This window comes from Alistipes sp. UBA6068 (genome assembly GCF_949428155.1).
GTDB classification, from domain to species: Bacteria; Bacteroidota; Bacteroidia; order Bacteroidales; family Rikenellaceae; genus Alistipes; species Alistipes muris.
The window spans coordinates 108,515-129,880 of record NZ_CASQFS010000007.1; the positions used below are offsets into that span (position 1 = coordinate 108,515).

Annotated in this window: 26 protein-coding genes and 5 tRNA genes; 25 read left to right on the forward strand and 6 right to left on the reverse strand. The window is 56.2% G+C overall.

The features are described from left to right. Positions 1-15: 15 nt before the first annotated feature. The 5 genes from QVG21_RS05685 to QVG21_RS05705 all read left to right on the forward strand — a co-directional run bounded on the left by QVG21_RS05685 (position 16) and on the right by QVG21_RS05705 (position 3,130). Positions 16-1,140, forward strand: a complete 1,125-nt coding sequence (locus QVG21_RS05685) for a quinone-dependent dihydroorotate dehydrogenase (protein WP_287922959.1) — start codon at positions 16-18, stop codon at positions 1,138-1,140. A 10-nt stretch (positions 1,141-1,150) separates the two neighbouring features. Further along, a complete protein-coding gene (locus QVG21_RS05690) occupies positions 1,151-2,398 on the forward strand; it encodes a competence/damage-inducible protein A (RefSeq protein ID WP_287922960.1) in 1,248 nt (415 codons plus the stop codon). A gap of 128 nt (positions 2,399-2,526) precedes the next feature. After that, positions 2,527-2,760 carry a 50S ribosomal protein L28 gene (gene rpmB / locus QVG21_RS05695; RefSeq protein ID WP_251214076.1) on the forward strand — a complete coding sequence of 78 codons (234 nt, stop codon included), beginning with the start codon at positions 2,527-2,529 and terminating at the stop codon, positions 2,758-2,760. A 14-nt stretch (positions 2,761-2,774) separates the two neighbouring features. After that, entirely contained in the window at positions 2,775-2,957 is a 183-nt protein-coding gene (gene rpmG, locus QVG21_RS05700; RefSeq protein ID WP_251214075.1) for a 50S ribosomal protein L33, read from the forward strand. 11 nt (positions 2,958-2,968) lie between these two features. After that, positions 2,969-3,130, forward strand: coding sequence for a DUF4295 domain-containing protein (locus tag QVG21_RS05705; RefSeq protein WP_251214074.1), 162 nt, complete (start codon positions 2,969-2,971; stop codon positions 3,128-3,130). A gap of 117 nt (positions 3,131-3,247) precedes the next feature. On the opposite strand, the gene QVG21_RS05710 is transcribed toward QVG21_RS05705, so the two are convergent. Continuing rightward, the gene (locus QVG21_RS05710; RefSeq protein WP_287922963.1) at positions 3,248-4,171 is read right to left on the reverse strand and encodes a hypothetical protein; all 924 of its coding nucleotides are present in this window, start codon (positions 4,169-4,171) and stop codon (positions 3,248-3,250) included. A gap of 186 nt (positions 4,172-4,357) precedes the next feature. Here QVG21_RS05710 and ftsY point away from each other — a divergent pair, with 186 nt between their 5' ends. From ftsY to QVG21_RS05745, 7 genes are all read left to right on the forward strand, one after another. Further along, on the forward strand, positions 4,358-5,380 hold the full coding sequence (ftsY, locus tag QVG21_RS05715; protein ID WP_287922964.1) for a signal recognition particle-docking protein FtsY: 1,023 nt from the start codon (positions 4,358-4,360) through the stop codon (positions 5,378-5,380). Then, on the forward strand, positions 5,367-6,665 hold the full coding sequence (gene rimO / locus QVG21_RS05720) for a 30S ribosomal protein S12 methylthiotransferase RimO (protein ID WP_287922966.1): 1,299 nt from the start codon (positions 5,367-5,369) through the stop codon (positions 6,663-6,665). The genes ftsY and rimO overlap by 14 nt, the downstream gene beginning before the upstream one ends. Positions 6,666-6,730: 65 nt before the next feature. Then, complete coding sequence (locus tag QVG21_RS05725) at positions 6,731-7,048, forward strand: coiled-coil domain-containing protein (protein ID WP_287922967.1); 318 nt, start codon at positions 6,731-6,733, stop codon at positions 7,046-7,048. 205 nt (positions 7,049-7,253) lie between these two features. Continuing rightward, the gene (locus tag QVG21_RS05730) at positions 7,254-7,553 is read left to right on the forward strand and encodes a cell division protein ZapA (protein ID WP_251214069.1); all 300 of its coding nucleotides are present in this window, start codon (positions 7,254-7,256) and stop codon (positions 7,551-7,553) included. A gap of 318 nt (positions 7,554-7,871) precedes the next feature. Then, positions 7,872-9,416 carry a ribonuclease Y gene (gene rny / locus QVG21_RS05735; RefSeq protein ID WP_251214068.1) on the forward strand — a complete coding sequence of 515 codons (1,545 nt, stop codon included), beginning with the start codon at positions 7,872-7,874 and terminating at the stop codon, positions 9,414-9,416. Between the two features lie 98 nt (positions 9,417-9,514). Next, positions 9,515-9,877, forward strand: coding sequence for a DUF805 domain-containing protein (locus QVG21_RS05740; RefSeq protein WP_251214067.1), 363 nt, complete (start codon positions 9,515-9,517; stop codon positions 9,875-9,877). A 78-nt stretch (positions 9,878-9,955) separates the two neighbouring features. Further along, a complete protein-coding gene (locus QVG21_RS05745; RefSeq protein ID WP_287922972.1) occupies positions 9,956-10,579 on the forward strand; it encodes an HD domain-containing protein in 624 nt (207 codons plus the stop codon). 5 nt (positions 10,580-10,584) lie between these two features. Here the strand turns inward: QVG21_RS05745 and QVG21_RS05750 are convergent, their stop codons facing one another. Both QVG21_RS05750 and QVG21_RS05755 read right to left on the reverse strand, forming a co-directional pair. Next, the gene (locus QVG21_RS05750) at positions 10,585-11,556 is read right to left on the reverse strand and encodes a dihydroorotate dehydrogenase-like protein (protein WP_287922974.1); all 972 of its coding nucleotides are present in this window, start codon (positions 11,554-11,556) and stop codon (positions 10,585-10,587) included. A 107-nt stretch (positions 11,557-11,663) separates the two neighbouring features. Continuing rightward, complete coding sequence (locus QVG21_RS05755; RefSeq protein WP_287922976.1) at positions 11,664-12,035, reverse strand: DUF3127 domain-containing protein; 372 nt, start codon at positions 12,033-12,035, stop codon at positions 11,664-11,666. Positions 12,036-12,688: 653 nt separating this feature from the next. Between QVG21_RS05755 and QVG21_RS05760 the strand changes: the two genes are divergently transcribed. Further along, positions 12,689-13,504, forward strand: a complete 816-nt coding sequence (locus QVG21_RS05760; protein WP_287922978.1) for a leucine-rich repeat domain-containing protein — start codon at positions 12,689-12,691, stop codon at positions 13,502-13,504. A gap of 219 nt (positions 13,505-13,723) precedes the next feature. Beyond that, positions 13,724-14,158, forward strand: a complete 435-nt coding sequence (locus tag QVG21_RS05765) for a hypothetical protein (protein WP_287922980.1) — start codon at positions 13,724-13,726, stop codon at positions 14,156-14,158. Between the two features lie 304 nt (positions 14,159-14,462). Here the strand turns inward: QVG21_RS05765 and QVG21_RS05770 are convergent. Continuing rightward, positions 14,463-14,536, reverse strand: a tRNA-Ile gene (locus tag QVG21_RS05770). 273 nt (positions 14,537-14,809) lie between these two features. Here QVG21_RS05770 and QVG21_RS05775 point away from each other — a divergent pair. Continuing rightward, complete coding sequence (locus tag QVG21_RS05775; RefSeq protein ID WP_019149403.1) at positions 14,810-15,076, forward strand: type B 50S ribosomal protein L31; 267 nt, start codon at positions 14,810-14,812, stop codon at positions 15,074-15,076. A 127-nt stretch (positions 15,077-15,203) separates the two neighbouring features. Here QVG21_RS05775 and QVG21_RS05780 read toward each other — a convergent pair whose 3' ends face one another. Beyond that, complete coding sequence (locus QVG21_RS05780; protein ID WP_287922988.1) at positions 15,204-15,410, reverse strand: tautomerase family protein; 207 nt, start codon at positions 15,408-15,410, stop codon at positions 15,204-15,206. A gap of 157 nt (positions 15,411-15,567) precedes the next feature. Here QVG21_RS05780 and QVG21_RS05785 point away from each other — a divergent pair, with 157 nt between their 5' ends. Next, complete coding sequence (locus QVG21_RS05785) at positions 15,568-16,425, forward strand: Cbp1 family collagen-binding glycoprotein adhesin (protein ID WP_287922989.1); 858 nt, start codon at positions 15,568-15,570, stop codon at positions 16,423-16,425. A 107-nt stretch (positions 16,426-16,532) separates the two neighbouring features. On the opposite strand, the gene QVG21_RS05790 is transcribed toward QVG21_RS05785, so the two are convergent. After that, positions 16,533-17,048 (reverse strand): GNAT family N-acetyltransferase, encoded by a 516-nt coding sequence (locus QVG21_RS05790; RefSeq protein WP_287922991.1) that lies wholly within the window; start codon positions 17,046-17,048, stop codon positions 16,533-16,535. 384 nt (positions 17,049-17,432) lie between these two features. On the opposite strand from QVG21_RS05790, the gene QVG21_RS05795 reads away from it, so the two are divergent. From QVG21_RS05795 to rplA, 9 genes are all read left to right on the forward strand, one after another. After that, positions 17,433-17,506, forward strand: a tRNA-Thr gene (locus QVG21_RS05795). 174 nt (positions 17,507-17,680) lie between these two features. Further along, positions 17,681-17,763 (forward strand) — tRNA-Tyr (locus QVG21_RS05800). Positions 17,764-17,892: 129 nt separating this feature from the next. After that, positions 17,893-17,965 (forward strand) — tRNA-Gly (locus QVG21_RS05805). 117 nt (positions 17,966-18,082) lie between these two features. Continuing rightward, the gene (gene tuf, locus QVG21_RS05810) at positions 18,083-19,270 is read left to right on the forward strand and encodes an elongation factor Tu (protein ID WP_287922992.1); all 1,188 of its coding nucleotides are present in this window, start codon (positions 18,083-18,085) and stop codon (positions 19,268-19,270) included. Between the two features lie 52 nt (positions 19,271-19,322). Beyond that, positions 19,323-19,393: transfer RNA gene (locus QVG21_RS05815), tRNA-Trp, on the forward strand. A gap of 23 nt (positions 19,394-19,416) precedes the next feature. Beyond that, on the forward strand, positions 19,417-19,614 hold the full coding sequence (gene secE / locus QVG21_RS05820) for a preprotein translocase subunit SecE (RefSeq protein ID WP_251214055.1): 198 nt from the start codon (positions 19,417-19,419) through the stop codon (positions 19,612-19,614). A gap of 15 nt (positions 19,615-19,629) precedes the next feature. Next, the gene (gene nusG / locus QVG21_RS05825) at positions 19,630-20,190 is read left to right on the forward strand and encodes a transcription termination/antitermination protein NusG (RefSeq protein ID WP_251214054.1); all 561 of its coding nucleotides are present in this window, start codon (positions 19,630-19,632) and stop codon (positions 20,188-20,190) included. A 15-nt stretch (positions 20,191-20,205) separates the two neighbouring features. Next, positions 20,206-20,646, forward strand: a complete 441-nt coding sequence (gene rplK, locus QVG21_RS05830; RefSeq protein ID WP_251214053.1) for a 50S ribosomal protein L11 — start codon at positions 20,206-20,208, stop codon at positions 20,644-20,646. Positions 20,647-20,655: 9 nt separating this feature from the next. After that, a complete protein-coding gene (gene rplA / locus QVG21_RS05835) occupies positions 20,656-21,354 on the forward strand; it encodes a 50S ribosomal protein L1 (RefSeq protein ID WP_287922995.1) in 699 nt (232 codons plus the stop codon). Positions 21,355-21,366 lie beyond the last annotated feature (12 nt).

A 21,366-nucleotide genomic window follows, 5' to 3' on the forward strand; every position in this document is an offset into this window, starting at 1 on the left:
TACTTTTGCGCCGTTATGTATCGCAGCGTCATCAGACCTATTCTTTTCGCACTCCACATCGAGCGGGCGCACCGCACCGTGGTGTGGCTGCTGCGCCTGGTGGGATGGTTGCCTGGCGGCCTTTGGCTGCTGTCGCGCTGTTTCGCCGTCCGCCATCCGGCGCTCGGCCGCGAAGTCTTCGGGCTGCATTTCGATAACCCGGTGGGGCTGGCGGCGGGTGTCGACCGCAGCGGCGAAGCCATCGCCGGGTGGGGTGCCACCGGATTCGGATTCGTTGAAGTGGGAACCCTCACGCCGCGCCCCCAGCCGGGTAACCCGCGTCCCCGCATCTACCGGCTGCCCAAGGACGACGCGATGATTCACCGCACGGGACTGCCCAACCGCGGTCTCGAAGCGGTGATCCGCCATCTGCGCCGCCCGCGCAAGGGGGTGGTGGTCGGGTGCAACATCGGCCGGAACACCTCGACGCTCCCCGAGAACGGGCCGTCGGACTACCTCAAGCTCTTCCGCAACCTGTATCAATACGCCGATTATTTTACGGTCCACATCTGCTGCGACAATCCGGTGGAGCAGGAACCGTCGCTGGAAGAGGTGCGCAAGGAGATACTGCGCATTCTGGACCCGCTTTTCGACTTCCGCCGCGGGCAGAACCAATACCGACCCATCATGCTCAAGGTCTCGCCCGACATGTCGGACGAAACGGTCGACGTGGTGACCGACATTCTGATAGAAACCCCGCTGGACGGCATCGTAGCCACGGACGGAACTCTCGGCCGCGACGGGCTGAAGACGAGCCGTGCGGCTGTGGGCAAGGCCGGAAGCGGCCGGCTGAGCGGTGCGCCGCTGACCCGGCGGGCCGTGGAAATCGTGCACCGCATCCATACCCGCTCGGGCGGCAACTACCCGATTATCGGCGTGGGCGGAGTGATGAGCGCCGACGACGCCCGGGCCATGTTCGCCGCAGGAGCCGACTTGGTGCAGGTCTGTACGGGACTGGTGTACGAAGGCCCCCGGCTGGTCCGCGACATCTGCCGGGCACTGATAGCCGATGCGGAAGCGGCTGCGAACACGGCGGCGCCCGAAGTAGCCGAGAATACGACGGCTGCGGAGACGCCCGACACCCCGGCATCCGAAAACTGAATTCACCCTTATGAACGCTACGATTCTGACGATAGGCGATGAAATTCTCATCGGCCAGATAGTCGACACCAATTCGGTCTCGATAGCCCGCCACCTCAATGCGGCAGGAATTGCGGTCCGCGAAAAAATATCCATCGGCGACGACCGCACGCAAATCGTGGAGACGCTCCGGCATGCGCTGGCCGAATCGCAAGTGGTCATCGTCACGGGCGGGCTGGGGCCCACCAAGGACGACATCACGAAGAAGACCTTGGCCGAAATGTTCGGCAGCGAACTGGTCTGCGACCCGGCGGTGGCGGCCCATGTGGAACGGATGCTGACCGAAAGGGGCATCGAATTCAACGCGCTGAACCGCTCGCAGGCGCTGGTCCCTGCCTGCTGCACGGTGCTTTTCAACGCCCACGGCACGGCGCCGGGGATGTGGTTCGAGCGGGAAGGGCGCGTCGTGGTTTCGCTGCCCGGAGTGCCGTTCGAGATGGAACACCTGATGCAGGACGAAGTGATGCCGCGGCTCAAGGCGCGCTTTGCGCTGAAACAGATCGTCCACCGCACGCTGATTACCACGGGGCTGGCCGAATCCATGCTGGCCGCGCGCATCGAAGCGTGGGAAAACGCCCTGCCGCCCTACCTCAAGCTGGCCTACCTGCCCAATCCGGGGGCGGTGCGGCTGCGGCTGTCGGCCTACGAAGTGGATGGCGAAAGCGCAGCGCGCGAAATCGAAGGTCGTTTCGAGGAACTGCGGGTGCTGATTCCGGAACATGTGGTGGGCTACGAAACGGCGACGGTGCAGGAACTCATTCACACCATGCTGACCGAATCGGGCCGGACCCTGGCTGTGGCGGAGAGCTGCACGGGCGGGACCATTGCGGCGCGCTTCACGGCGATGCCCGGTGCGTCGGCCTATTTCCTTTGCGGAGTGGTGAGCTACAGCAACGAATCGAAAATAAAGGTGCTGGGCGTTGACCCCGGAACCCTCGAACGCCACGGCGCGGTGAGCGAAGCGACGGCCCGCGAAATGGCCGAAGGAGCCCGCCGGATGTCGGGGGCGGACTTTGCGGTGGCGACGACGGGAATTGCGGGCCCGACGGGAGGCACGGACGAAAAACCTGTGGGCACGGTATGGATGGCCGTAGCCACGCCCCGCGGCACCTTTGCTGTGTGCAGGCAATGCGGTACGGACCGCGGACAAATCATCGACCGCGCGTCGTCGCAGGCCATAGCGCTGCTGCGGGAAGAAATCGTGAAAATCAAGAATTGAGAATCGGGCATCTCGGAACAATGGGGACTGCCCCGGTTTTTTAGTTCCCGGATTTTGCCGTTTGCGGAAAAAATCGTATATTTGCAACCCGTTTTGTGCGGGAACAACTCAAATAAACCGAACGACAAATGAAAGTTTGCGAAATCACAGGCAAGGTGGCGATCGTGGGCAACAACGTCTCCCACTCGCACCACAAGACCAAGCGCAAATTCAGTCCCAATCTGAAAACTAAGCGCTTCTGGTCGGAACAGGACGGCCGCTGGATCACCCTCAAGGTAACCGCCGCCGGCATGAAAACCATCAACAAGAAAGGGCTCGAGGTCGCTCTGCGCGAAGCCGTGGCTCCGAAGAAAGTCTACTAAAAATCACCGTCACAATGGCTAAGAAAGGCAACCGCGTGCAGGTAATCCTGGAATGCACCGAACAACGCGAGAGCGGTGTGGCCGGAATGTCCCGCTACATCACCACCAAGAACAAGAAGAACACCCCCGACCGTCTGGAACGCCGCAAGTACAACCCGTTCCTCAAGCGTGTCACCCTTCACCGCGAAATCAAATAACATAGAACCCCATGGCAAAGAAAGTAGTCGCTACACTGAAGACCGGCACGGGCAAGAACTTCACCAAGTGCATCAAGATGGTCAAGTCGGAGAAGACCGGAGCCTACATGTTCAAGGAAGGTATCGTTCCCAACGAACAGGTCAAGGATTTCTTCGCAGAAGAGAAGAAATAAGTATTTTAGGAGCAAGTCTCTTAAATACAAAGGGCATCCCGAGGGATGCCCTTTGTATTTTGAATGAATAGTGAATAATTGTTTTTTTTCGGGTTGCCTGTATTTATTCATTATTGATTAGAACCGGTGCACGGCCCGGACGAGGAACTTGCTGGATTTGGGAATCTCGACCAGGTAGGGAGGCTGGAGGTCGAGGTGCGAAGTGAGGGCCTCCCTGTCGTTCTTTTCGGTGGATGAAAAGTAATAGACCATCCGGTCCATACGCTTGCCGCCGTGCGAACGCAAGGCGTCGTTGAACCGGTTGCGGGCCTGCCGGCTGCTGCGGACCCGCGACCCGCCGTGGTAACCGTGGCCGATGGCGAGCAGCTCGTCGATAGCGGGCAGGTACCACCCGTCGCCGTGGCTGCGGCACCACTTGAAAGCGGGGAAGTCGTCCCACGAAAGGTTGTTGGCTTCGATATAACGCTCCAAAGTCGCCATGTTTTCCAGACCGTCGTTGGCGCTGGCAGTGCCGACGGTGCGCAAATCGGGCTTGCGGAAGATGCTCCACGGTAACATCGCCTCGTCGAGTGAAATGACAAGCCCGTGCCGTCCGTTCGCTTCGACGTAACATACAATGCCCTGCACGCCGTTGCGGTTGTAATAGTCGCCGACACGGAGCGGTCCGTCGGGGATGGAAGCCGTTGGCTCGGGCAGTGTGGGTGCTGGGGTTTCTGCTGGAGCGGTTGGTGCAGTCGGAGGGATGCTCTCGGGTGCTTCGGCCGGAGTTTTTGCAGGTGCTTCTGTGGGATGGAGTGCTGCGGCCGGGGCGAAGACCTCTTCTTCGCCGTTGGCGTAACGGATCGACCGGACGTCGCCGAGCGGCAGGACGTAAGTGGGCCCGTCGGGGTTGGAAGCGCGCTTGTAACGGATTTCGGTCGGGGATATTTCGGTGACCCGGGCTTCGATGCGCGCCGAATCGCGCCGGACGATGAGGTCCTGCGCCGACGCCGACGCGAGAACCCCCAAAGCGGCCCAAACGAAAAGAAGTGTCTTTTTCATGGTTGAGGAATGACTATATATAAACAAAGGTAAGGAATTTTTTTTGTTATCTTTAACTATGCCGAAGATACTTTGTCCTGCACATGGGGGGGTGAAAAATACCTTTCACTTTTCACCTTTCAACTTTTACCTTATTTATTCGTATCTTTGCCAAACAGATTCCCCTTGGGGACAATTCGTGCGAATATGGCGATTTTCGATATTTTCAAAAAGAAATCCGGCGACCCGGCCCGGCCCGACGAAGGCAGCCGCGACGGTCGGGAAACATCCGCTGCGGGTCAGAAAGAACTTGATGCGGGGCTGGAGAAGACCAAGGCCGGGCTGTTCAGCAAACTGACCCGTGCCGTGGCGGGACGTTCGACTATCGACGCGGAAGTGCTGGACGACCTGGAAGAAGTGCTTGTGACCTCCGACGTGGGGGTGGAGACGACCGTCAAGATTATCCGCCGCATCGAAGAACGGGCTGCCCGCGACAAATACATGAATGCGTCGGAACTGCAAAACATCCTGCGCGAAGAGATAACCGCCCTGCTGGAACAAGCCCACGGTACGGCCGACAATTTCGGGCTGGATGCCCGGCCCGGCGAACCCTATGTGGTGATGGTGGTGGGGGTGAACGGTGCGGGCAAAACCACGACCATCGGAAAGCTGGCGGCGCAACTCACCAAGGCGGGCCGCAAGGTGTGGATAGGTGCCGCCGATACGTTCCGTGCGGCCGCCATCGACCAACTCAAGGTATGGGCCGACCGTGCGGGCGCCACGATGATCCGGCAGGAGATGGGCTCGGACCCGGCGTCGGTGGCGTTCGACACTCTGACCTCAGCCAAGGCCAACGGAGCCGATGTGGTGCTGATAGACACGGCGGGCCGGCTCCACAACAAAGTGGGGTTGATGAACGAACTCACCAAAATCCGCAATGTCATGGCCAAGGTCATTCCGGGAGCGCCGCACGAGGTGATGCTGGTGCTCGACGGCTCGACGGGCCAGAACGCGTTCGAGCAGGCGCGGCAATTCACGCAATCGACGCAGGTGACCTCGCTGGCCATCACCAAACTCGACGGCACGGCCAAAGGAGGCGTGGTAATCGGCATCAGCGACCAGTTCCGCATTCCGGTGCGCTATATCGGCATCGGCGAGGGCATCGACCAACTGAAGATGTTCGACCGCCGCGAATTCGTCAACGCTCTGTTCGGCCATGAAAAAGATTAACGTTGTCACTCTTGGCTGCTCCAAGAACACGGTCGACAGCGAACATCTGATGGCGCGGCTGGCGGCGGCTGGCTACGAAGTACTCTGGGACAGCGACCGCACGGATGCCAAGACGGTGGTAATCAACACCTGTGGATTCATCGGCGACGCCAAACAGGAATCCATCGACATGATACTCCGCGCCGCGGAAGCCAAGAAAGCGGGCCGCATCGAACGGCTGTTCGTCATAGGCTGTCTTTCGGAACGCTACGCGGACGAACTGCGGGCCGAAATCCCCGAAGCGGACGACTATTTCGGCGCCCGTGACTGGGACGGCATCGTCCGCGCGCTGGGCGCTGCCGAAAATCCGGAGCTGGCGACCAGCCGTCATCTGACGACGCCGGGCCACTATGCCTATCTGAAGATTTCGGAGGGCTGCAACTGGAAATGCGGCTACTGCGCCATCCCGCTTATCCGCGGCCCCCATGTGTCGGTGCCGATGGAAGTGCTGGAAGAAGAAGCTCGGAAGCTGGCGGAGCAGGGGGTGCGCGAACTGATTGTCATAGCGCAGGACACGACCTACTACGGGGTGGACCTGTATGGGAAGCGGATGCTTGCGGAACTGCTGCGCCGGCTGTGCCGCATCGGGGGTATCGAATGGGTGCGGCTCCACTATGCCTATCCGACGGGGTTTCCCGACGACGTAATCGAGACGATGGCCGCCGAACCGAAAATCTGCAAGTATCTGGACATCCCGTTCCAACACATAGCAGACAACCAACTCTCGGCGATGCTGCGACGCCACACCAAAGCCGAAGCGATGGAACTGATAGGGCGCCTGCGGCGGGCCATTCCTGACCTGGCGCTGCGCACGACGCTGCTGGTAGGCTATCCGGGCGAGAGCGAAGCGGACTTTGCGGAGCTGGAAGCGTTCGTGCGCGAGGTGCGCTTCGAGCGGCTGGGGGTATTCGCGTATTCGGAAGAAGAAGGGACCCATTCGGCACTGCATCTGCGCGATGACGTGCCGGAGGAAGTGAAACAGGACCGGGTGGAACGCATCATGGCGCTCCAACGCGACATATCGCTGGAAAACAACCGCCGCCGGGTGGGCCGCACGGAACGGGTGGTGGTGGACTCGCGGCAGGGCGACCACTATGTAGGTCGCACGCAATACGATTCGCCGGAAGTGGACCAGGAGATACTGATTCCGGCGGCCGGACGGCGTCTTCTGCGCGGACGCTTCTATGACGTGAAAATAACCGCGGCGGCGGACTATGACCTCTACGGCGAACCTGCGGTGAAATAAATTTTGCGGATTCCCGTTTTTATTGTACCTTTGAAGACAGAACACGGAACACTCTACCGCAAGCCATGGCCGACAAAAGCGTCATACAGAACATCGAGGCCCGTGTCCGGCAACTGATCGGCGAACACCGGCGGCTCAGCGGAATCTGTGCCGAACTGACCGCCGAACGCGACGCCCTGCGCAAGGAAAACCGCGCGCTGGAAGAACGCAACCGTGAGCTGGACGCCGAAGTGGCCCGGATGCAGCTGACCGACGGTCTGGCTGGCGGGAGTACGAACCGGGACAAGGCGCGGGCACGCGTCAACCGACTGATGCGGGAGGTGGACAAGTGCATAGCGCTGCTCGAACGCCCCGACGTGGAGCCGGACCGGGAAAACGAATGACCGGGGCGTAGTACGGGATGACTTGGCGCCGGAACCAAAAAACGAACAGGAACCGGCACGGGAACGGGAGAAAGACCCGGAATCGGACAGCCCGGAGGAAAAGTCGGCGAGAACCGGAAGTCCGGGGCCGGATGAAAACCGGGAGGAGAGGCCGGGACCTTAGCGGCCCGGGAGCTGGGAGAAGAGAGACAAAACGCAGAAAGCGATGGCCAAACAGGCGATAACGCTCAAAATAGCGGGCAAGAACTACCCGTTCACCATCGAGAGCGGCAAGGAAGAAGCCTACCGGCTGGCCGAACGCGAGGTGAACAACTATCTGGCGCTGATAAAGCAACAGAAAATCCGCAACTGGTCGGAACAGGACTACCTTGCGATGGCGGCGCTGAAATTTGCCATAGCCAATGTGAAGACGCGCCTGGACCGCGAACCGGATGCGGACGACCTCGGCCGGCTGGAACGGCTGGACGACGAACTGGATGCGTACCTGAACTCCCCGGGGGAGTGACGTTCTTTACCATACGGAAGAATCTACCCGCATAGATTCCTTACAGCTTTGCGAAACTGAACACTTCTTACATCGGAGCAACTCGCGACGCTTCAAAATCAGGCCTCGTACCCGCAAGGGGAGCACGCTCCGGCGTGCCGGTGGAAGGTTGCGATTGTCGGAGCCTCCGCACATGACTTATCTTGCAGATTCGTCAAACAAGACTAAGGAATCCTATGCGGATTTTTTGATACACCGGGAACTCCGCGCACCGTCCGCAAGGGGACGGCGCGGGAGAACCCGACAATATTTTTAACCAACTAAAGCAGAAGATACTCGATGGATACCATTATCTGGGCAGTCGTCTCGGCTGTCGGCGCTGTGGCGGTCTATGCCGCGGTCACCAACATGGTGGCCCGGACCTCGATCCGCAAGCGCCGCGAAACGGCCCTCCGGGAAGCCGAAGCCGAAGCCGAAATGATCAAGAAGGAACGAATCCTTCAGGCCAAGGAAAAGTTCATGCAGCTCAAGAGCGAGCATGACCGCCAGTTCAACGAACGCAATCAGAAGATTGTGCAGACCGAACAGGAAATCCGCCGCATTGAACAAAACATACAGAACCAGCAGCGCGAACTGGAAGCGAAGCTGCGTGCGAACGACGAACTCAAGGAACAGATGCAGAACCAGATGCAGCTGCTCGACCACAAACGGGAAGAGATCGACCGCCTGCACCGCGAGCAGAACCTGCGTCTGGAACAGATTTCGGGCATCAGCTCGGAAGATGCGAAGAACATCCTAGTGGAAAACATGAAGGCCGAAGCCAAGAGCGAAGCGGCGGCCTATGTGAACGAAACCATCGAAGAAGCCAAGATGACCGCGGCCAAGGAAGCCAAGCGAATCATCGTGGCGTCGATACAACGCGTGGCGACGGAGACAGCCATCGAAAATGCGGTGACGGTCTTCAACATCGAAAGCGACGAAGTAAAAGGCCGCATCATAGGCCGCGAGGGCCGCAACATCCGTGCGCTGGAAGCTGCGACGGGCATCGAAATCATTGTGGACGACACGCCGGAGGCTATCATCCTCAGCGGATTCGACCCGGTACGCCGCGAAATCGCCCGCCTGTCGCTGCACCAGCTGGTGACCGACGGCCGCATCCACCCGGCCCGCATCGAAGAAGTGGTCTCCAAGGTGCAGAAACAAATCGAAGAAGAGATTGTGGAGGTGGGCAAACGCACGACCATCGACTTGGGAATACACGGTCTGCATCCGGAACTCATCCGCATGATAGGCAAGATGAAATACCGCTCGTCGTATGGCCAGAATCTGTTGCAACATGCCCGTGAGACGGCGAATCTGGCGGGAATCATGGCGTCGGAACTGGGGCTGAATCCCAAAATCGCCCGCCGTGCGGGACTGCTGCATGACATAGGCAAGGTGCCCGATGACGAACCCGAACTGCCGCACGCAATCATCGGCATGAAGCTGGCCGAGAAATTCAAGGAAAAACCCGAAGTTTGCAACGCCATCGGAGCCCACCACGACGAAGTGGAGATGACCTCGCTCATCGCTCCGATCATCCAGGTGTGCGACGCCATATCGGGAGCCCGGCCGGGAGCCCGCCGCGAAGTGGTGGAGAGCTACATCAAGCGGCTGAAAGAGATGGAGGACATCGCGCTGTCGTACCCGGGAGTGGTGAAGACCTATGCGATTCAGGCGGGCCGCGAACTGCGTGTGATTGTAGGCGCCGACAAACTGACCGACCTGGAGTCGGAGAGCCTGTCGCACGACATAGCCAAGAAAATCCAGGATGAAATGACCTATCCGGGTCAGGTGAAGATAACGGTCATCCGGGAAACGCGGGCGGTGTCATACGCGAAATAAGCGGGTGCCGACTAGGATCGCCAAAAAATATCGGAAGCAACCGAAAATCCGCAAAAGAGTAGGTACTGATTAATTGTTTAACTCAAACATTTTGTATTATGGATTTTATCAAGTCCGCTTTCAACGTATTTCTGAACGCTGTGAAAGGCCAGTATTTTGACTTCAAGGGCCGCACGAACGTAGCCGATTTCTGGAAATTCGTGCTGGTTGCCTTTGTAATCAACATCGTGCTGGGAATCATCGACGGCATTATCGGCATGCGACTTCTTTCGGGTCTGTTCGGCCTGGCCATCCTGTGCCCGATGCTGGGTATCGGTGTCCGCCGTCTGCACGACATGGGCAAGAGCGGCTGGTTCTATCTGATCAGCCTGATCCCGTTGGTGGGAGCCATCCTGCTGATTTACTGGTGGTGCCAGCCCTCGCAGGCCGAAGCCAACAAATGGGGCAACGCCGCAGCCTAAGCGCCGACGCTCCGAATGCAAAGTCCGCCTTGAGAGAAAGGCGGACTTTTTTTGTCGCATCTTTCGTAACTTTGCCGCATGAATATGGACCTGCACACCTATATTGAAACCGAAATCCTGCCTCGCTACGAGGCATTCGATGCGGCCCATCGGACGGACCACGTCCGAATGGTAATCGCCCGAAGCCTTGAACTGGCCACTCACTATGAAGTGGATGCGGAGATGGTTTACACGGTGGCGGCTTATCATGACCTTGGGCTGGCGGACGGACGGGAGCGCCACCACCTTCGGTCGGGCGAATTGCTTGCAGCGGACCGGAACCTGCGCCGCTGGTTCTCGGAGGAGCAAATAACCGTCATGCGCGATGCGGTGGAAGACCACCGGGCGTCGTCGGACCATGCGCCCCGCACGATTTACGGCCGCATAGTGGCCGAAGCGGACCGCTGCATCGAAATCGGGACGGTATTGCGGCGGACGATTCAATACGGACTGGAACACTATCCGGAACTGGACCGCGAAGGACAATACGCCCGCTGCTGCGAACACCTCCGGCGAAAATATGGCGACGGCGGCTATCTGCAACTTTGGATTCCCCATTCGGAAAACGCCCGGCGGCTCGAAGAACTGCGGGCGCTGATGGGCGATGCGACGGCTCTGCGCGCACGGTTCGCCGCGATATACGAAGAAGAAACGGGACGGTAAGACGCCTATTCGACCTTGGAAGGGAAGTACTTCATATACTGCACCCGCTGGAAAAGCGCGTTGCCGATCTGGCCGTAATTCAGCTTGCCGTAAAACTGGTCGAGCGACGAAAAACCGTGGCGCTCCGCCCACTCGTCGATGAACCGGCCGATGGCCTCGATGACCTCGTAACCGCAGAGATGGATGGCGGTGCAGACCTGGACGGCGCGGGCACCGCATAAAAGCGCTTTGACGGCGGCTTCGCCATTGTGAACCCCGGTCGAAACGGACAAATCCAATTCGGGAATCATGGAAGAACAAAGCGCTGCGCTGCGCAGGACGTTGCGCAACTCCGAGGGCGCGCTGAAAGGATCGCTGGCGACGAAGCGAAGGTGCTCGATGTCGATGTCGGGCTCGAAGAAGCGGTTGAACAGGACCACGCCCCGGGCCCCGCAATGTCGCAGGGTCTCGGCCATGGCCAAGACGTTGGTGAGCCGCATGGGCAGCTTGACGGAAACGGGAACGGAGATCGCGGCGGTTACCTGCCGGACGATGCCGGCGTATTCGCACTCGATTTCCTGTGCGGGACGGCAAGGGTCGGCGGGCTGCAAAAAGATGTTCAGCTCCAAGGCGGAAGCCCCGGCATCGACCATGGCCACGGCGTAATCGGTCCACGCAGCTCCGGCCGACATGCAATTGATGCTGGCGATGACCGGAAGTCCGGTCCGGCGGGCGTCGCTTATCAGCCGGAGGAATTCGAGTTTGTACGCGTCGTCGAGATAACGCTCGAGGTATTCGCCCGAATCGCCCATACCCTGCGGCTCGAAATCGGAAGCGGCGGCCTGCCGCAGCACCTGCTCCTCGAAGATGGACTTGAGCACGACGGCCCCGGCCCCGAAAGCGGCGCACTTCTGGATGTTGGCGGAAGTGGCGGTATAGGGCGAACTGGCGACGATGACCGGAGAGGAGAGCTCCAACCCGAGGTAATGCGTTTTCATGGATGGCGTTTTAAGAAAAGCCCCGCCATTATTATGCCGCACTTTTAACGGAGACAAAAAAACTTCGGTCCAGTTCGGACCGAAGTCATACGCTTTGCGGGGCCGTATCAGAACGGGAGGTCGTCGACCTCGGCGGCGGGCGCCGAAGCGAAAGACGGCTCCTCGGGGATGGGCGGCATGTCGGGCATCGGCGCGGCGGGCGCCTCGGCCTGCTTGGGCTGGAGCCGCCAAGCCCGGATGTCGGTATACCAACGCCCGTTGTATTCGCGCGACTCGATATTGACGGAGATGCTGTAAGCGGCGCCCTCGCGCAGCTTGGCGGCATCGTCGGGACGGTTGAAGAACGTGACGCAAATCTTGCGCGAGAACTGCCCGCCGTCGTTGTACTCGAAGACGACGTCCTGCCGCTGCCACTCGCCGCGGGCCGAAGTGCCCTTGGTGACGGGCATTATTTTGTAAACGGTTCCTTCGAATTCCATAAATATGAAGTTTGTTTAATGTCGCAAAGGTAGCAATTTTTCGCCACTTTTCGCAAGCACGGTTCAAAAATGCGTTCGCCGGACGGGTCTCCTGTCCGGTTACAGATAGCAAAAAGGCCGCAACCTGCAGGTTGCGGCCTCTGCTGTGGGCCCAGAGGGGCATGATTCCATGGTTCGAGGATGTCGAATCCCTTCTGTTTTCATTTGAAACATAGTGCAATCCGGCTGAATTTTCGGGTGCGGAATGCTATATTTCATAGTTTCCGTACTTTTTGAGCGATGCCTCACCGTGAGTGTTTGTTCGTGGCGAAAAAAATTCCTATTTTTGCGGTGCTTGGGTTGCACTCCCAAGCAGACATATCGGAAAGTGTTTTCGCTTTTGTCCTAAGTAGGGAATGTGGTAATTTCAAGACTGAAGGACGACGAACAGCACTCATTTCTTGTTTAGATGTTGGCAGGGATGCGTTCTGCATCCCTATATCCCATATCTATTCAAGTGTGGGGTATTGCGTCGTTTATTTCAGTCAAGGTCATACCACAACCTCCTACTTGATAAACGAAATCAGCTCCACACTTTCTTTTTGCGCATATCCCGCCGCATAGGAGTTGTACGGCAATAGAATTTGAAACTCAAAACCTCAAATTTAATTGCTATGAAAAAAACAGTTTTTTTCGCCGCACTACTCGTCGCGGTAACCTTTTCAGCGTACTCGCACGACAACTGCGAACTGATCAATTCGCCCGACAAAAAGCCATTGACTATTACGGTCGAAACTCCGGGTACGCTGTTGCAGCAGCTGGCTGACTACTACAAAACCGAAATAACAGAATTGACCGTTATCGGCAATCTGAACGATGAGGATTATGAGACGCTAAAAAATCTTCCGAATCTCGCAGTCCTCGATATGGAAAATGCGAATTTGGAGGTGCTGCCGTCTTTTAAATTCTCCGGAACGTCGTTGACATCCGTTAAATTACCAAAGACACTGAAAGCTATCGAAAGCTACGCATTCTCCAAATGTAGCAGATTGACAAGTGTAACGATTCCTGACGGCGTAACGTCAATTGAGATGTGCGCATTCTCCGATTGCATCAGGCTGACAAGCATCACGATTCCCAGCAGTGTGACGTCGATCGGGAACTGGGCATTCTCCAGTTGCTGGAACCTGACAAGCATCACGATTCCCGACGGCGTGACAGAGATCGGATACTCCGCATTCCAAGATTGCAGCAACCTGACAAGCATCACGATTTCCGACGGTGTGACGTCGATTGAAGACTTCGCATTCTACTGTTGCCGCAGCCTGACAAGTATCTATTGCAAGGCAATGACGCCGCCGAGTGTCTGTGCCAATACTTTTAGAGGTGTTAGCACAATGTTGACCTTGTATGTCCCGATAGGCAGCAAGACGGCGTATGCTACGGCTGACGGATGGAAATATTTCAGAATAATAGAAACCCAATTTTAATACTTTTACAATATGAAATGATTAGATGCAATTATCAAAGTACCAATGTACTACGTGGACATCTCTGAGAAAATCGTTAAGCAGGGAAAACGCGAGGTAGGGGCCATGCTGGCGAACTCCATATGTGCTCCGTTTTGAAAGTTCCGGCAGGTACAACCAATGCCTACGAAACAACAACGATTGGAAAAAATTTTCGAATATTTTTGAAATGGATTGATTATGAAAGATGAAAGTTCTAATGAATATTATTCATTACGTTGTGCTGTGCAAGAAATAATTTCAAAAAGCGAAAGTACAATTGGGCAAAAGAGCACAACGATAGCCAGTGGATTATTGGGCATCTCCGTTGCCATTTTGCCCTTTCAGGAGGAATACGTTAGTATCCCCCTTTCGCTGATGTCGGTTGGTTGGATTTTTCTATGCTCGAGTATTATTGGAAATCTTATCAGTATTCTTGTAGCAAAGCGACAAGCAACAAAAACACTTGATGCTATTGATGATCTAATACAAAAGGATAAAGAGTATGAGCATAAAACCATGTATGATTTGGTATGCCGTAGAAATAAATATACCGATCGCTGGAATATCATATCCGTTATACTTTTACTCCTTGGAATCGTATTTACCTTATTGTCAGTCTTATTAAATAATTAAAATTATGAAAAAAATTACAGATGATCAAATCTCAAACATGCCCTTGGACAAAAAGAAAATTACCGATGGCCAAACCATGCCAAGACCCATGCCCGTCGCAAATTCTCAACGTCCTAATACGAGTAATTCCAAAACCTCGAAAAAGTAATATGAAATCCGCCCTGTCGTGATGGGGCGGATTTTTATTTCCGTAACATCTGGAAATAAAAAGAGGCTACCCATCGGTTCAAACTCTTTTGCTGTAAATTTTGCGGCGGGCAAAAGAAAAGAGGCTGCAAATGCTTGCAACCTCTTTTTGTCGGAGTGGGCCCAGAGGGGCATGATCCCACGACCTTCGGATTATGAGTCCGCTGCTCTGACCGACTGAGCTATGGGCCCGGACGGGCGGAAGACCGCCCGAAGACGGCTGCAAAGATAGAAAAACAATCCGGAATGCGCAAATACGGAGCGCCGAAAAAAGAACGATGCGGGAGCCGGAACATACGAGGGGTGGCGGCGGGGGATTCGATTGGGGTGTAACCCTATGGGGGGGGCAAGGCGGCCCCGTTATTTTGACGGGCGGACGAAAATAAATGCGGATTGTGGATGGGAATCGCGAATTTTTATTACCTTTGTGGCGCGAAAGCACAAACCAAAAAACAAAAACGACAAATGAAAAAGGGTATTCATCCGGAGAATTATCGTTTGGTGGCGTTCAAGGACATGTCGAACGACCACGTGTTTTTGTGTCGGTCCGCCGTTTCGACAAAAGAGACCATCGAAGTGAACGGCGAAACCTATCCCGTGTATAAGATGGAAATTTCCAACACCTCGCACCCGTTCTACACGGGCAAGATGAAGTTGGTAGACACCGCCGGTCGCGTCGATAAGTTTATGAGCCGCTACGCAAAACGCTACGATAAGAAGAACGCGAAGTAAGAAAAACTCGCGAACGAGAGAACGGACGGGCCGCACGGAATTGCGGCCCGTTCTGTATTCAGGGGTCTGCCAAGGGGGTTGAGGAAACTTGCTGAGAGGGCTTGGGAGCGCGAGGATAGACGCTCGCTTATTTGCGCTCGCTGAACTCGGCCTTGATGCGGTCGATGGTCCGGCCGCCGATGGCGAACGAACTGTCGGGCAACTCCTTGACGGAGACCATGAAGAACTGCTGCGGAATGGAAGTGGCTTCGGCCGCGGCGAAAGTGACCTTTTCGATGAGGAGCTGTTTCTGTGCGGCGGTCAACGGACCGCACTCGACGGAGATATAAGGCATGGCGGGAAATGATTGTTTCGGTCAAAGATACGACATAAAATCCGAATGATGCCCAACGAGGACAGATAAAGCCGGAACTTGTCCGGACGAAACGATTTTTGAACAACATCGAACAATAATCCATATCTTTGCGAAGACCAAGCAAAAAAAGGAAAAGATGAAAAAGTATCTGATTGTAACGGCGCTGTTGCTGTGCGCACTGACGTCGTGCGTGCGCAAACGGGTGGTGCTCGACATGGCGGGCCAATGCGATTCGCTGTCGGGCGTGGTGAGCGAAAAAGATTCGCTGATAAGCCTTGTATTTGAAGACATACACGCCATAGCGGGCAATCTGGCGGAAATCAAGATGCGCGAGAATCTGATAACGATACCGGAAGACGGCGAAGGCGGAACCCGTCCGATTCGGCAGATAAACAGCGATATAGAGGCGATAGACCGACTGCTGGAAGAAAACCGGACGAAGATAGCGTCGCTGCAGAATGCGGCCGGACAGCTCCGGAAATCGAACATCAAGGTAGGGGCTCTGGAGAAGATAATCGTCGACATGGAAGACCAGCTGTCGAAGAAGACGGCCGAAGTGGAAACCCTGCGCGGAGAACTGACCGAACGCGAACGGGAGGTGGAACAACTGCTGGGCCGCCTGGCCGAAGGCGAAGCCGTGGCAGCAAAGCTTGGGGAAGAAAACACGTCGCTGGAAAACCGGCTGAACACCGTTTACTATATAGTGGGCGCGGAAAGAGAACTGCTCGATGCGCAGATTCTCAGCAAAGAGGGCTTTATCGGCCGCACGCTGACCGTGAACCGCAACGGCGCGATGGATAGCTTCACGCAGGCCGATGCGCGGCTGCTGACGGAAATCCCGGTGGGGTGGAAGAAAGCGACCGTTGTGACGACGCACCCGCGGGACAGCTACGAACTGGTAACGGGACTGGACAAACGGGTGGAGAAACTGCGAATCAACGATCCGGAACGGTTCTGGGAATCGTCGAAAGTGCTGATAATAAGTGGCAAATAAAATGATGCGCTTTGGAACGGCCCCTGCTTCGGCGGGGGCTTTTTTGTGGGTGGATATTGCCGGGAGCGCTTTAGGCGCGGATTGTTATGAAGTGCTTGGCGGGGCGGCTATTTGTCGGAAACGTAGACATTGAGGTCGACCCATTGACCGGACGAAAGCTGCTCGGCGTGTAGCTCGACCCTGTCGAGCGACATTCCGAGCCGCAAAGGAATGCCGTTGCTGGGGAGGTTGCCTGTGGCGCAACGAATCTCGATGCGCCGCATGCCGAACTCCCCGAAAGCGATGTGCCGGAGCGCGCGAACGGCGGCGGTGACGATACCCCGGTGCTGGTACTCCTCGCAAAGCCAATAACCGATTTCGATGGTACGGGTGACGGGGTCGGCGGACTTGAATCCGATGAGTCCGGCGAAAAGAGCGCCGGCGCGGATGGTATAGACAGGGTTGGCGGTATCGGCGAGCGCGGATTCGACGAATGCGCGGGTATCTTCCTCGCGCAAAGTGAGGGCGACGAACGGCAGCCACAATCCGAGGTAAGGACGCTGGGTGTCAATGGCGCGGAAAATATCGGATGTGTCGCCGGGCTGCAAGGGCCGGAGCGCGTAAGGACCGAAAAGGGGAATCATGGCGGAGACTTTTGACAAAGATACGAAAAGTCGAGAACAGAAGCAAGCGATAGCTTGTTTATGCCGAGACGAAGTATCTAAGACAAAGTCAAAGGTAACGCAACCGGACGGAAAGACCAAGAGCCTGCTTATAATATAAGGTATGGACGGAAGCGGAGGGCGGGGACGGAAGGACGGGAGCGAACGGAAAAGGAGCCGATGATATTTTTCGGGCAATCTGTTGCGGAATTCAAAAAAATTTCTACCTTTGCACCCGGTTTCGTCCCGCAACGGACGGACCGCACGAGGTTCTTTGAGAAAGATGAAAAAGTAGAAAAAAATCCATTGAATATTTGCGCAATCAATTTTTTATACCTACTTTTGCAATCCAAAACGGTTGATTCTGCCGATGTAGCTCAGTTGGCCAGAGCAGCTGATTTGTAATCAGCTGGTCGGGGGTTCGAATCCCTCCATCGGCTCGGAAAGCCGACGCGAGGGGGCCGAGCGAAAGGGCCGGAGAGGTCCGAGGCCGGAGAAGTGGAAAAGAGGAGGGGCGAATGAGCTTCGGAACTCTTGGAAGCGGAATCGGCGATGAAGACGGAGCCTTGGTCTGAAAGGCCCGGCGGAACGACACCTCTTCGGAGGAGAAAAAAGGGAAGTTACCAGAGCGGTCAAATGGGGCAGACTGTAAATCTGCTGGCGTACGCCTACGGTGGTTCGAATCCATCACTTCCCACTTGAGAAAACCGGTTGGAGTTGCAAAACCTTCGGATGTCGCTGCGAAGCGACGGCGCGCAAGGGGAGTTGCTCCGATACGGTATATTTTTGCGGATACGGCCCTGCGGGGCACGGAGAAGCGGAATTTGCGGAAGTAGCTCAGTTGATAGAGCATCAGCCTTCCAAGCTGAGGGTCGCGAGTTTGAGCCTCGTCTTCCGCTCTGAGGGCGGGCAGTGCCGGAAATCCTTTCGGGAGAGGGGACGGGGCGTTGCCGCCTATGGCGCGAAATGGATTTCGGAACTTTGAAACTTTTAACAGAACTTAATACTTAAACACTATGGCAAAAGAAAAATTCGACCGCTCGAAACCGCATGTCAACATCGGTACCATCGGTCACGTAGACCACGGTAAGACGACCCTTACCGCTGCAATTACGACCGTTCTTGCTAAGAAAGGTCTGTCGGAACTGCGCTCGTTCGACTCGATCGACAACGCACCCGAAGAGAAGGAACGCGGTATTACGATCAACACCTCGCACGTAGAGTATCAGACGGCCAACCGCCACTATGCTCACGTAGACTGCCCGGGTCACGCCGACTATGTGAAGAACATGGTAACGGGTGCCGCTCAGATGGACGGTGCCATCCTGGTAGTTGCCGCAACCGACGGTCCCATGCCCCAGACCAACGAGCACGTGCTGCTCGCCCGTCAGGTGAACGTGCCGAAGATCGTCGTTTTCCTGAACAAGTGCGACATGGTGGACGACCCCGAGATGCTCGACCTGGTCGAGATGGAGGTTCGCGACCTGCTTTCGAAGTACGACTATGATGGCGACAACGCCCCCATCATCCGCGGTTCGGCCCTCGGCGGTCTGAACGGCGAGCCGAAGTGGGAGGAGAAGGTCATGGAGCTCATGGCTGCCGTCGACGAGTACATCCCCCTGCCCCAGCGCGAGAACGAGAAGCCTTTCCTGATGCCTATCGAGGACGTATTCTCGATCACCGGCCGCGGTACCGTGGTTACGGGTCGTATCGAGACCGGTATCATCCACGTGGGTGATCCCGTCGAGATCATCGGTCTGGAGGAGAAGACCCTCACCTCGACCTGCACCGGTGTCGAGATGTTCCGCAAGCTGCTCGACGAGGGCGAGGCCGGCGACAACGTAGGTCTGCTGCTCCGCGGTATCGACAAGAAGGAGGTTAAGCGCGGTATGGTTATCGCCAAGCCCGGCTCGATCACCCCGCACACGGAGTTCACCGCCGAGGTCTACATCCTGAAGAAGGAGGAGGGCGGCCGCCACACGCCGTTCCACAACAACTACCGTCCCCAGTTCTACCTGCGTACGATGGACGTAACGGGTGAGGTTCACCTGCCCGCCGGCGTCGACATGGTAATGCCGGGCGACCACGTGACCATCACCGTCAAGCTGATCTACCCCGTAGCCCTGAACGAGGGTCTGCGTTTCGCAATCCGCGAGGGTGGCCGTACGGTGGGTGCAGGTCAGATCCTGTCGATCGTGAAGTAATTCACACCCATAATTCCAGGAGGCGGTGCCCGACCGCATCGCCTCCTCTTTTAGGAGCATAGTTCAAGGGTAGAATAGCGGTCTCCAAAACCGTTGATGGGAGTTCGAATCTCTCTGCTCCTGCAAAGAATAAAGAAGAGCAAGATATGTTCAACTATTTCAAAGAAGCGTACAACGAACTTGTGAACAAAGTGACGTGGCCCACGTTCCAGCAGCTGCAAAGCTCGACGGTAGTGGTGATGGTGGCCTCGGTCATCTTTGCGGTCGTTGTATTGGCGATGGACCTCTCGTTCGAGAACCTGATGGGTGCCATCTACAAGACACTGGGAAATCTGGGTCGCTAAACGGCAAGCTGCAAGATGAGCGAAATACAGAAACAGTGGTACGTTGTCCGTGCGATCGGCGGAAAGGAGAACAAGGTCAAGGAATATCTGGAGGCCGAAATTCGCCACAACCACCTGGAAGACTACATATCCCAGGTACTTATCCCGACCGAAAAAGTCTACACGATCCGCAACGGCAAGAAAGTCTCCAAGGAAAAAGTCTCCTACCCGGGTTATGTGTTGGTGGAGGCCGCATTCGTGGGGCAGATTCCCATATTGATTCGTAATACTCCCAATGTGCTGGGATTTCTCGGCGATACGAAAGAAGACAGCCGTTCGATGCACGCGACACCCCTCCGTCCACAGGAGGTGGCGCGCATCTTGGGCCGTGTCGACGAAATGAACGCCATGGAGGAGGAAAACGAAATACCGTTCTTCGCCGGCGAGACCGTAAAGGTCACCGATGGCCCTTTCTCAAGCTTCCAGGGAACCATCGAAGCCGTCGACAACGAGCGCAAGAAACTCACGGTATCGGTGAAGATATTCGGGCGCAAAACTCCTATGGAGTTGAGTTTCACCCAAGTAGAAAAAGAATAAAAACCAAGGAAAACTATGGCAAAAGAGGTTGCTGCATTTATTAAATTGCAGATAAAAGGCGGTGCCGCCAATCCTTCGCCCCCGGTTGGTCCCGCATTGGGCTCCAAGGGAGTCAATATCATGGACTTCTGCAAGCAGTTCAATGCCCGTACGCAGGACAAGGCTGGAAAGGTTCTTCCGGTAATCATCACGGTTTACAGCGACAAGTCGTTCGACTTCGTCGTGAAACAGCCGCCCGTAGCCGTACAGCTGAAAGAAGCAGCGAAGGTGCAGAAAGGTTCCGCGCAGCCCAACCGCGACAAGGTGGGACAGGTGACGTGGGAACAGGTACGCGCCATTGCTCAGGACAAGATGCCTGACATGAACTGCTTCACGCTGGAATCGGCCATGCGCATGGTTGCCGGTACTGCCCGCAGCATGGGTATCAGTGTCGTTGGTGAATTTCCTAACATGTAATCGAAGAAGATGAGTAAGTTGACAAAAAATCAAAAAGTCGCCTACGCGAAAGTGGAGGCCGACAAGGCCTACAAACTTTCGGAGGCCGCCGCTCTTCTGAAAGAGATTACGTTCACGAAATTCGACGCTTCGGTAGATATCGACGTGCGTTTGGGCGTAGACCCCCGCAAGGCCAATCAGATGGTCCGCGGTGTGGTTACGCTGCCTCACGGCACGGGCAAGCAAGTGCGTGTCTTGGTGCTCTGTACTCCCGAGAAGGAAGCCGAAGCACAAGCCGCAGGAGCCGACTACGTAGGATTGGACGAATACGTTGACAAAATCAAGTCCGGCTGGACCGACGTCGACGTAATCATCTGTACCCCCAACGTAATGGGCAAGGTGGGCGCGCTGGGCCGCATTTTGGGTCCCCGCGGTCTGATGCCGAACCCCAAGACCGGCACGGTGACGATGGAAGTAGGCAAAGCCGTCCAGGAAGTGAAATCGGGCAAAATCGACTTCAAGGTCGACAAGTTCGGTATCATCCACACCTCGGTAGGCAAGATTTCGTTCACGGCCGAGCAAATCGCGGACAACGCGAAAGAAGTGCTGGGCATGATCATGAAACTCAAGCCTGCCGCAGCGAAAGGCTCCTATGTGAAGAGCATCTATCTCTCGACCACGATGAGCCCGGGTCTGCAGATCGATTCCAAATCAGTAGAAACCAAATAGAAGGAGGACCGA

What these genes read in the sequence shown, in the direction of transcription:
- QVG21_RS05750 (WP_287922974.1), bottom strand. Translation starts at nt 11,556, where the DNA reads ATGAAAACGCATTACCTCGGGTTGGAGCTCTCCTCTCCGGTCATCGTC.
- QVG21_RS05730 (WP_251214069.1), top strand. Translation starts at nt 7,254, where the DNA reads ATGGCCAAACAGGCGATAACGCTCAAAATAGCGGGCAAGAACTACCCG.
- rplK (WP_251214053.1), top strand. Translation starts at nt 20,206, where the DNA reads ATGGCAAAAGAGGTTGCTGCATTTATTAAATTGCAGATAAAAGGCGGT.
- QVG21_RS05685 (WP_287922959.1), top strand. Translation starts at nt 16, where the DNA reads ATGTATCGCAGCGTCATCAGACCTATTCTTTTCGCACTCCACATCGAG.
- rplA (WP_287922995.1), top strand. Translation starts at nt 20,656, where the DNA reads ATGAGTAAGTTGACAAAAAATCAAAAAGTCGCCTACGCGAAAGTGGAG.
- QVG21_RS05705 (WP_251214074.1), top strand. Translation starts at nt 2,969, where the DNA reads ATGGCAAAGAAAGTAGTCGCTACACTGAAGACCGGCACGGGCAAGAAC.
- QVG21_RS05780 (WP_287922988.1), bottom strand. Translation starts at nt 15,410, where the DNA reads ATGCCTTATATCTCCGTCGAGTGCGGTCCGTTGACCGCCGCACAGAAA.
- QVG21_RS05760 (WP_287922978.1), top strand. Translation starts at nt 12,689, where the DNA reads ATGAAAAAAACAGTTTTTTTCGCCGCACTACTCGTCGCGGTAACCTTT.
- QVG21_RS05790 (WP_287922991.1), bottom strand. Translation starts at nt 17,048, where the DNA reads ATGATTCCCCTTTTCGGTCCTTACGCGCTCCGGCCCTTGCAGCCCGGC.
- QVG21_RS05775 (WP_019149403.1), top strand. Translation starts at nt 14,810, where the DNA reads ATGAAAAAGGGTATTCATCCGGAGAATTATCGTTTGGTGGCGTTCAAG.
- QVG21_RS05785 (WP_287922989.1), top strand. Translation starts at nt 15,568, where the DNA reads ATGAAAAAGTATCTGATTGTAACGGCGCTGTTGCTGTGCGCACTGACG.
- ftsY (WP_287922964.1), top strand. Translation starts at nt 4,358, where the DNA reads ATGGCGATTTTCGATATTTTCAAAAAGAAATCCGGCGACCCGGCCCGG.
- QVG21_RS05725 (WP_287922967.1), top strand. Translation starts at nt 6,731, where the DNA reads ATGGCCGACAAAAGCGTCATACAGAACATCGAGGCCCGTGTCCGGCAA.
- QVG21_RS05765 (WP_287922980.1), top strand. Translation starts at nt 13,724, where the DNA reads ATGAAAGATGAAAGTTCTAATGAATATTATTCATTACGTTGTGCTGTG.
- QVG21_RS05740 (WP_251214067.1), top strand. Translation starts at nt 9,515, where the DNA reads ATGGATTTTATCAAGTCCGCTTTCAACGTATTTCTGAACGCTGTGAAA.
- rpmG (WP_251214075.1), top strand. Translation starts at nt 2,775, where the DNA reads ATGGCTAAGAAAGGCAACCGCGTGCAGGTAATCCTGGAATGCACCGAA.
- QVG21_RS05690 (WP_287922960.1), top strand. Translation starts at nt 1,151, where the DNA reads ATGAACGCTACGATTCTGACGATAGGCGATGAAATTCTCATCGGCCAG.
- QVG21_RS05710 (WP_287922963.1), bottom strand. Translation starts at nt 4,171, where the DNA reads ATGAAAAAGACACTTCTTTTCGTTTGGGCCGCTTTGGGGGTTCTCGCG.
- nusG (WP_251214054.1), top strand. Translation starts at nt 19,630, where the DNA reads ATGAGCGAAATACAGAAACAGTGGTACGTTGTCCGTGCGATCGGCGGA.
- rpmB (WP_251214076.1), top strand. Translation starts at nt 2,527, where the DNA reads ATGAAAGTTTGCGAAATCACAGGCAAGGTGGCGATCGTGGGCAACAAC.
- tuf (WP_287922992.1), top strand. Translation starts at nt 18,083, where the DNA reads ATGGCAAAAGAAAAATTCGACCGCTCGAAACCGCATGTCAACATCGGT.
- rimO (WP_287922966.1), top strand. Translation starts at nt 5,367, where the DNA reads ATGAAAAAGATTAACGTTGTCACTCTTGGCTGCTCCAAGAACACGGTC.
- QVG21_RS05745 (WP_287922972.1), top strand. Translation starts at nt 9,956, where the DNA reads ATGAATATGGACCTGCACACCTATATTGAAACCGAAATCCTGCCTCGC.
- rny (WP_251214068.1), top strand. Translation starts at nt 7,872, where the DNA reads ATGGATACCATTATCTGGGCAGTCGTCTCGGCTGTCGGCGCTGTGGCG.
- QVG21_RS05755 (WP_287922976.1), bottom strand. Translation starts at nt 12,035, where the DNA reads ATGGAATTCGAAGGAACCGTTTACAAAATAATGCCCGTCACCAAGGGC.
- secE (WP_251214055.1), top strand. Translation starts at nt 19,417, where the DNA reads ATGTTCAACTATTTCAAAGAAGCGTACAACGAACTTGTGAACAAAGTG.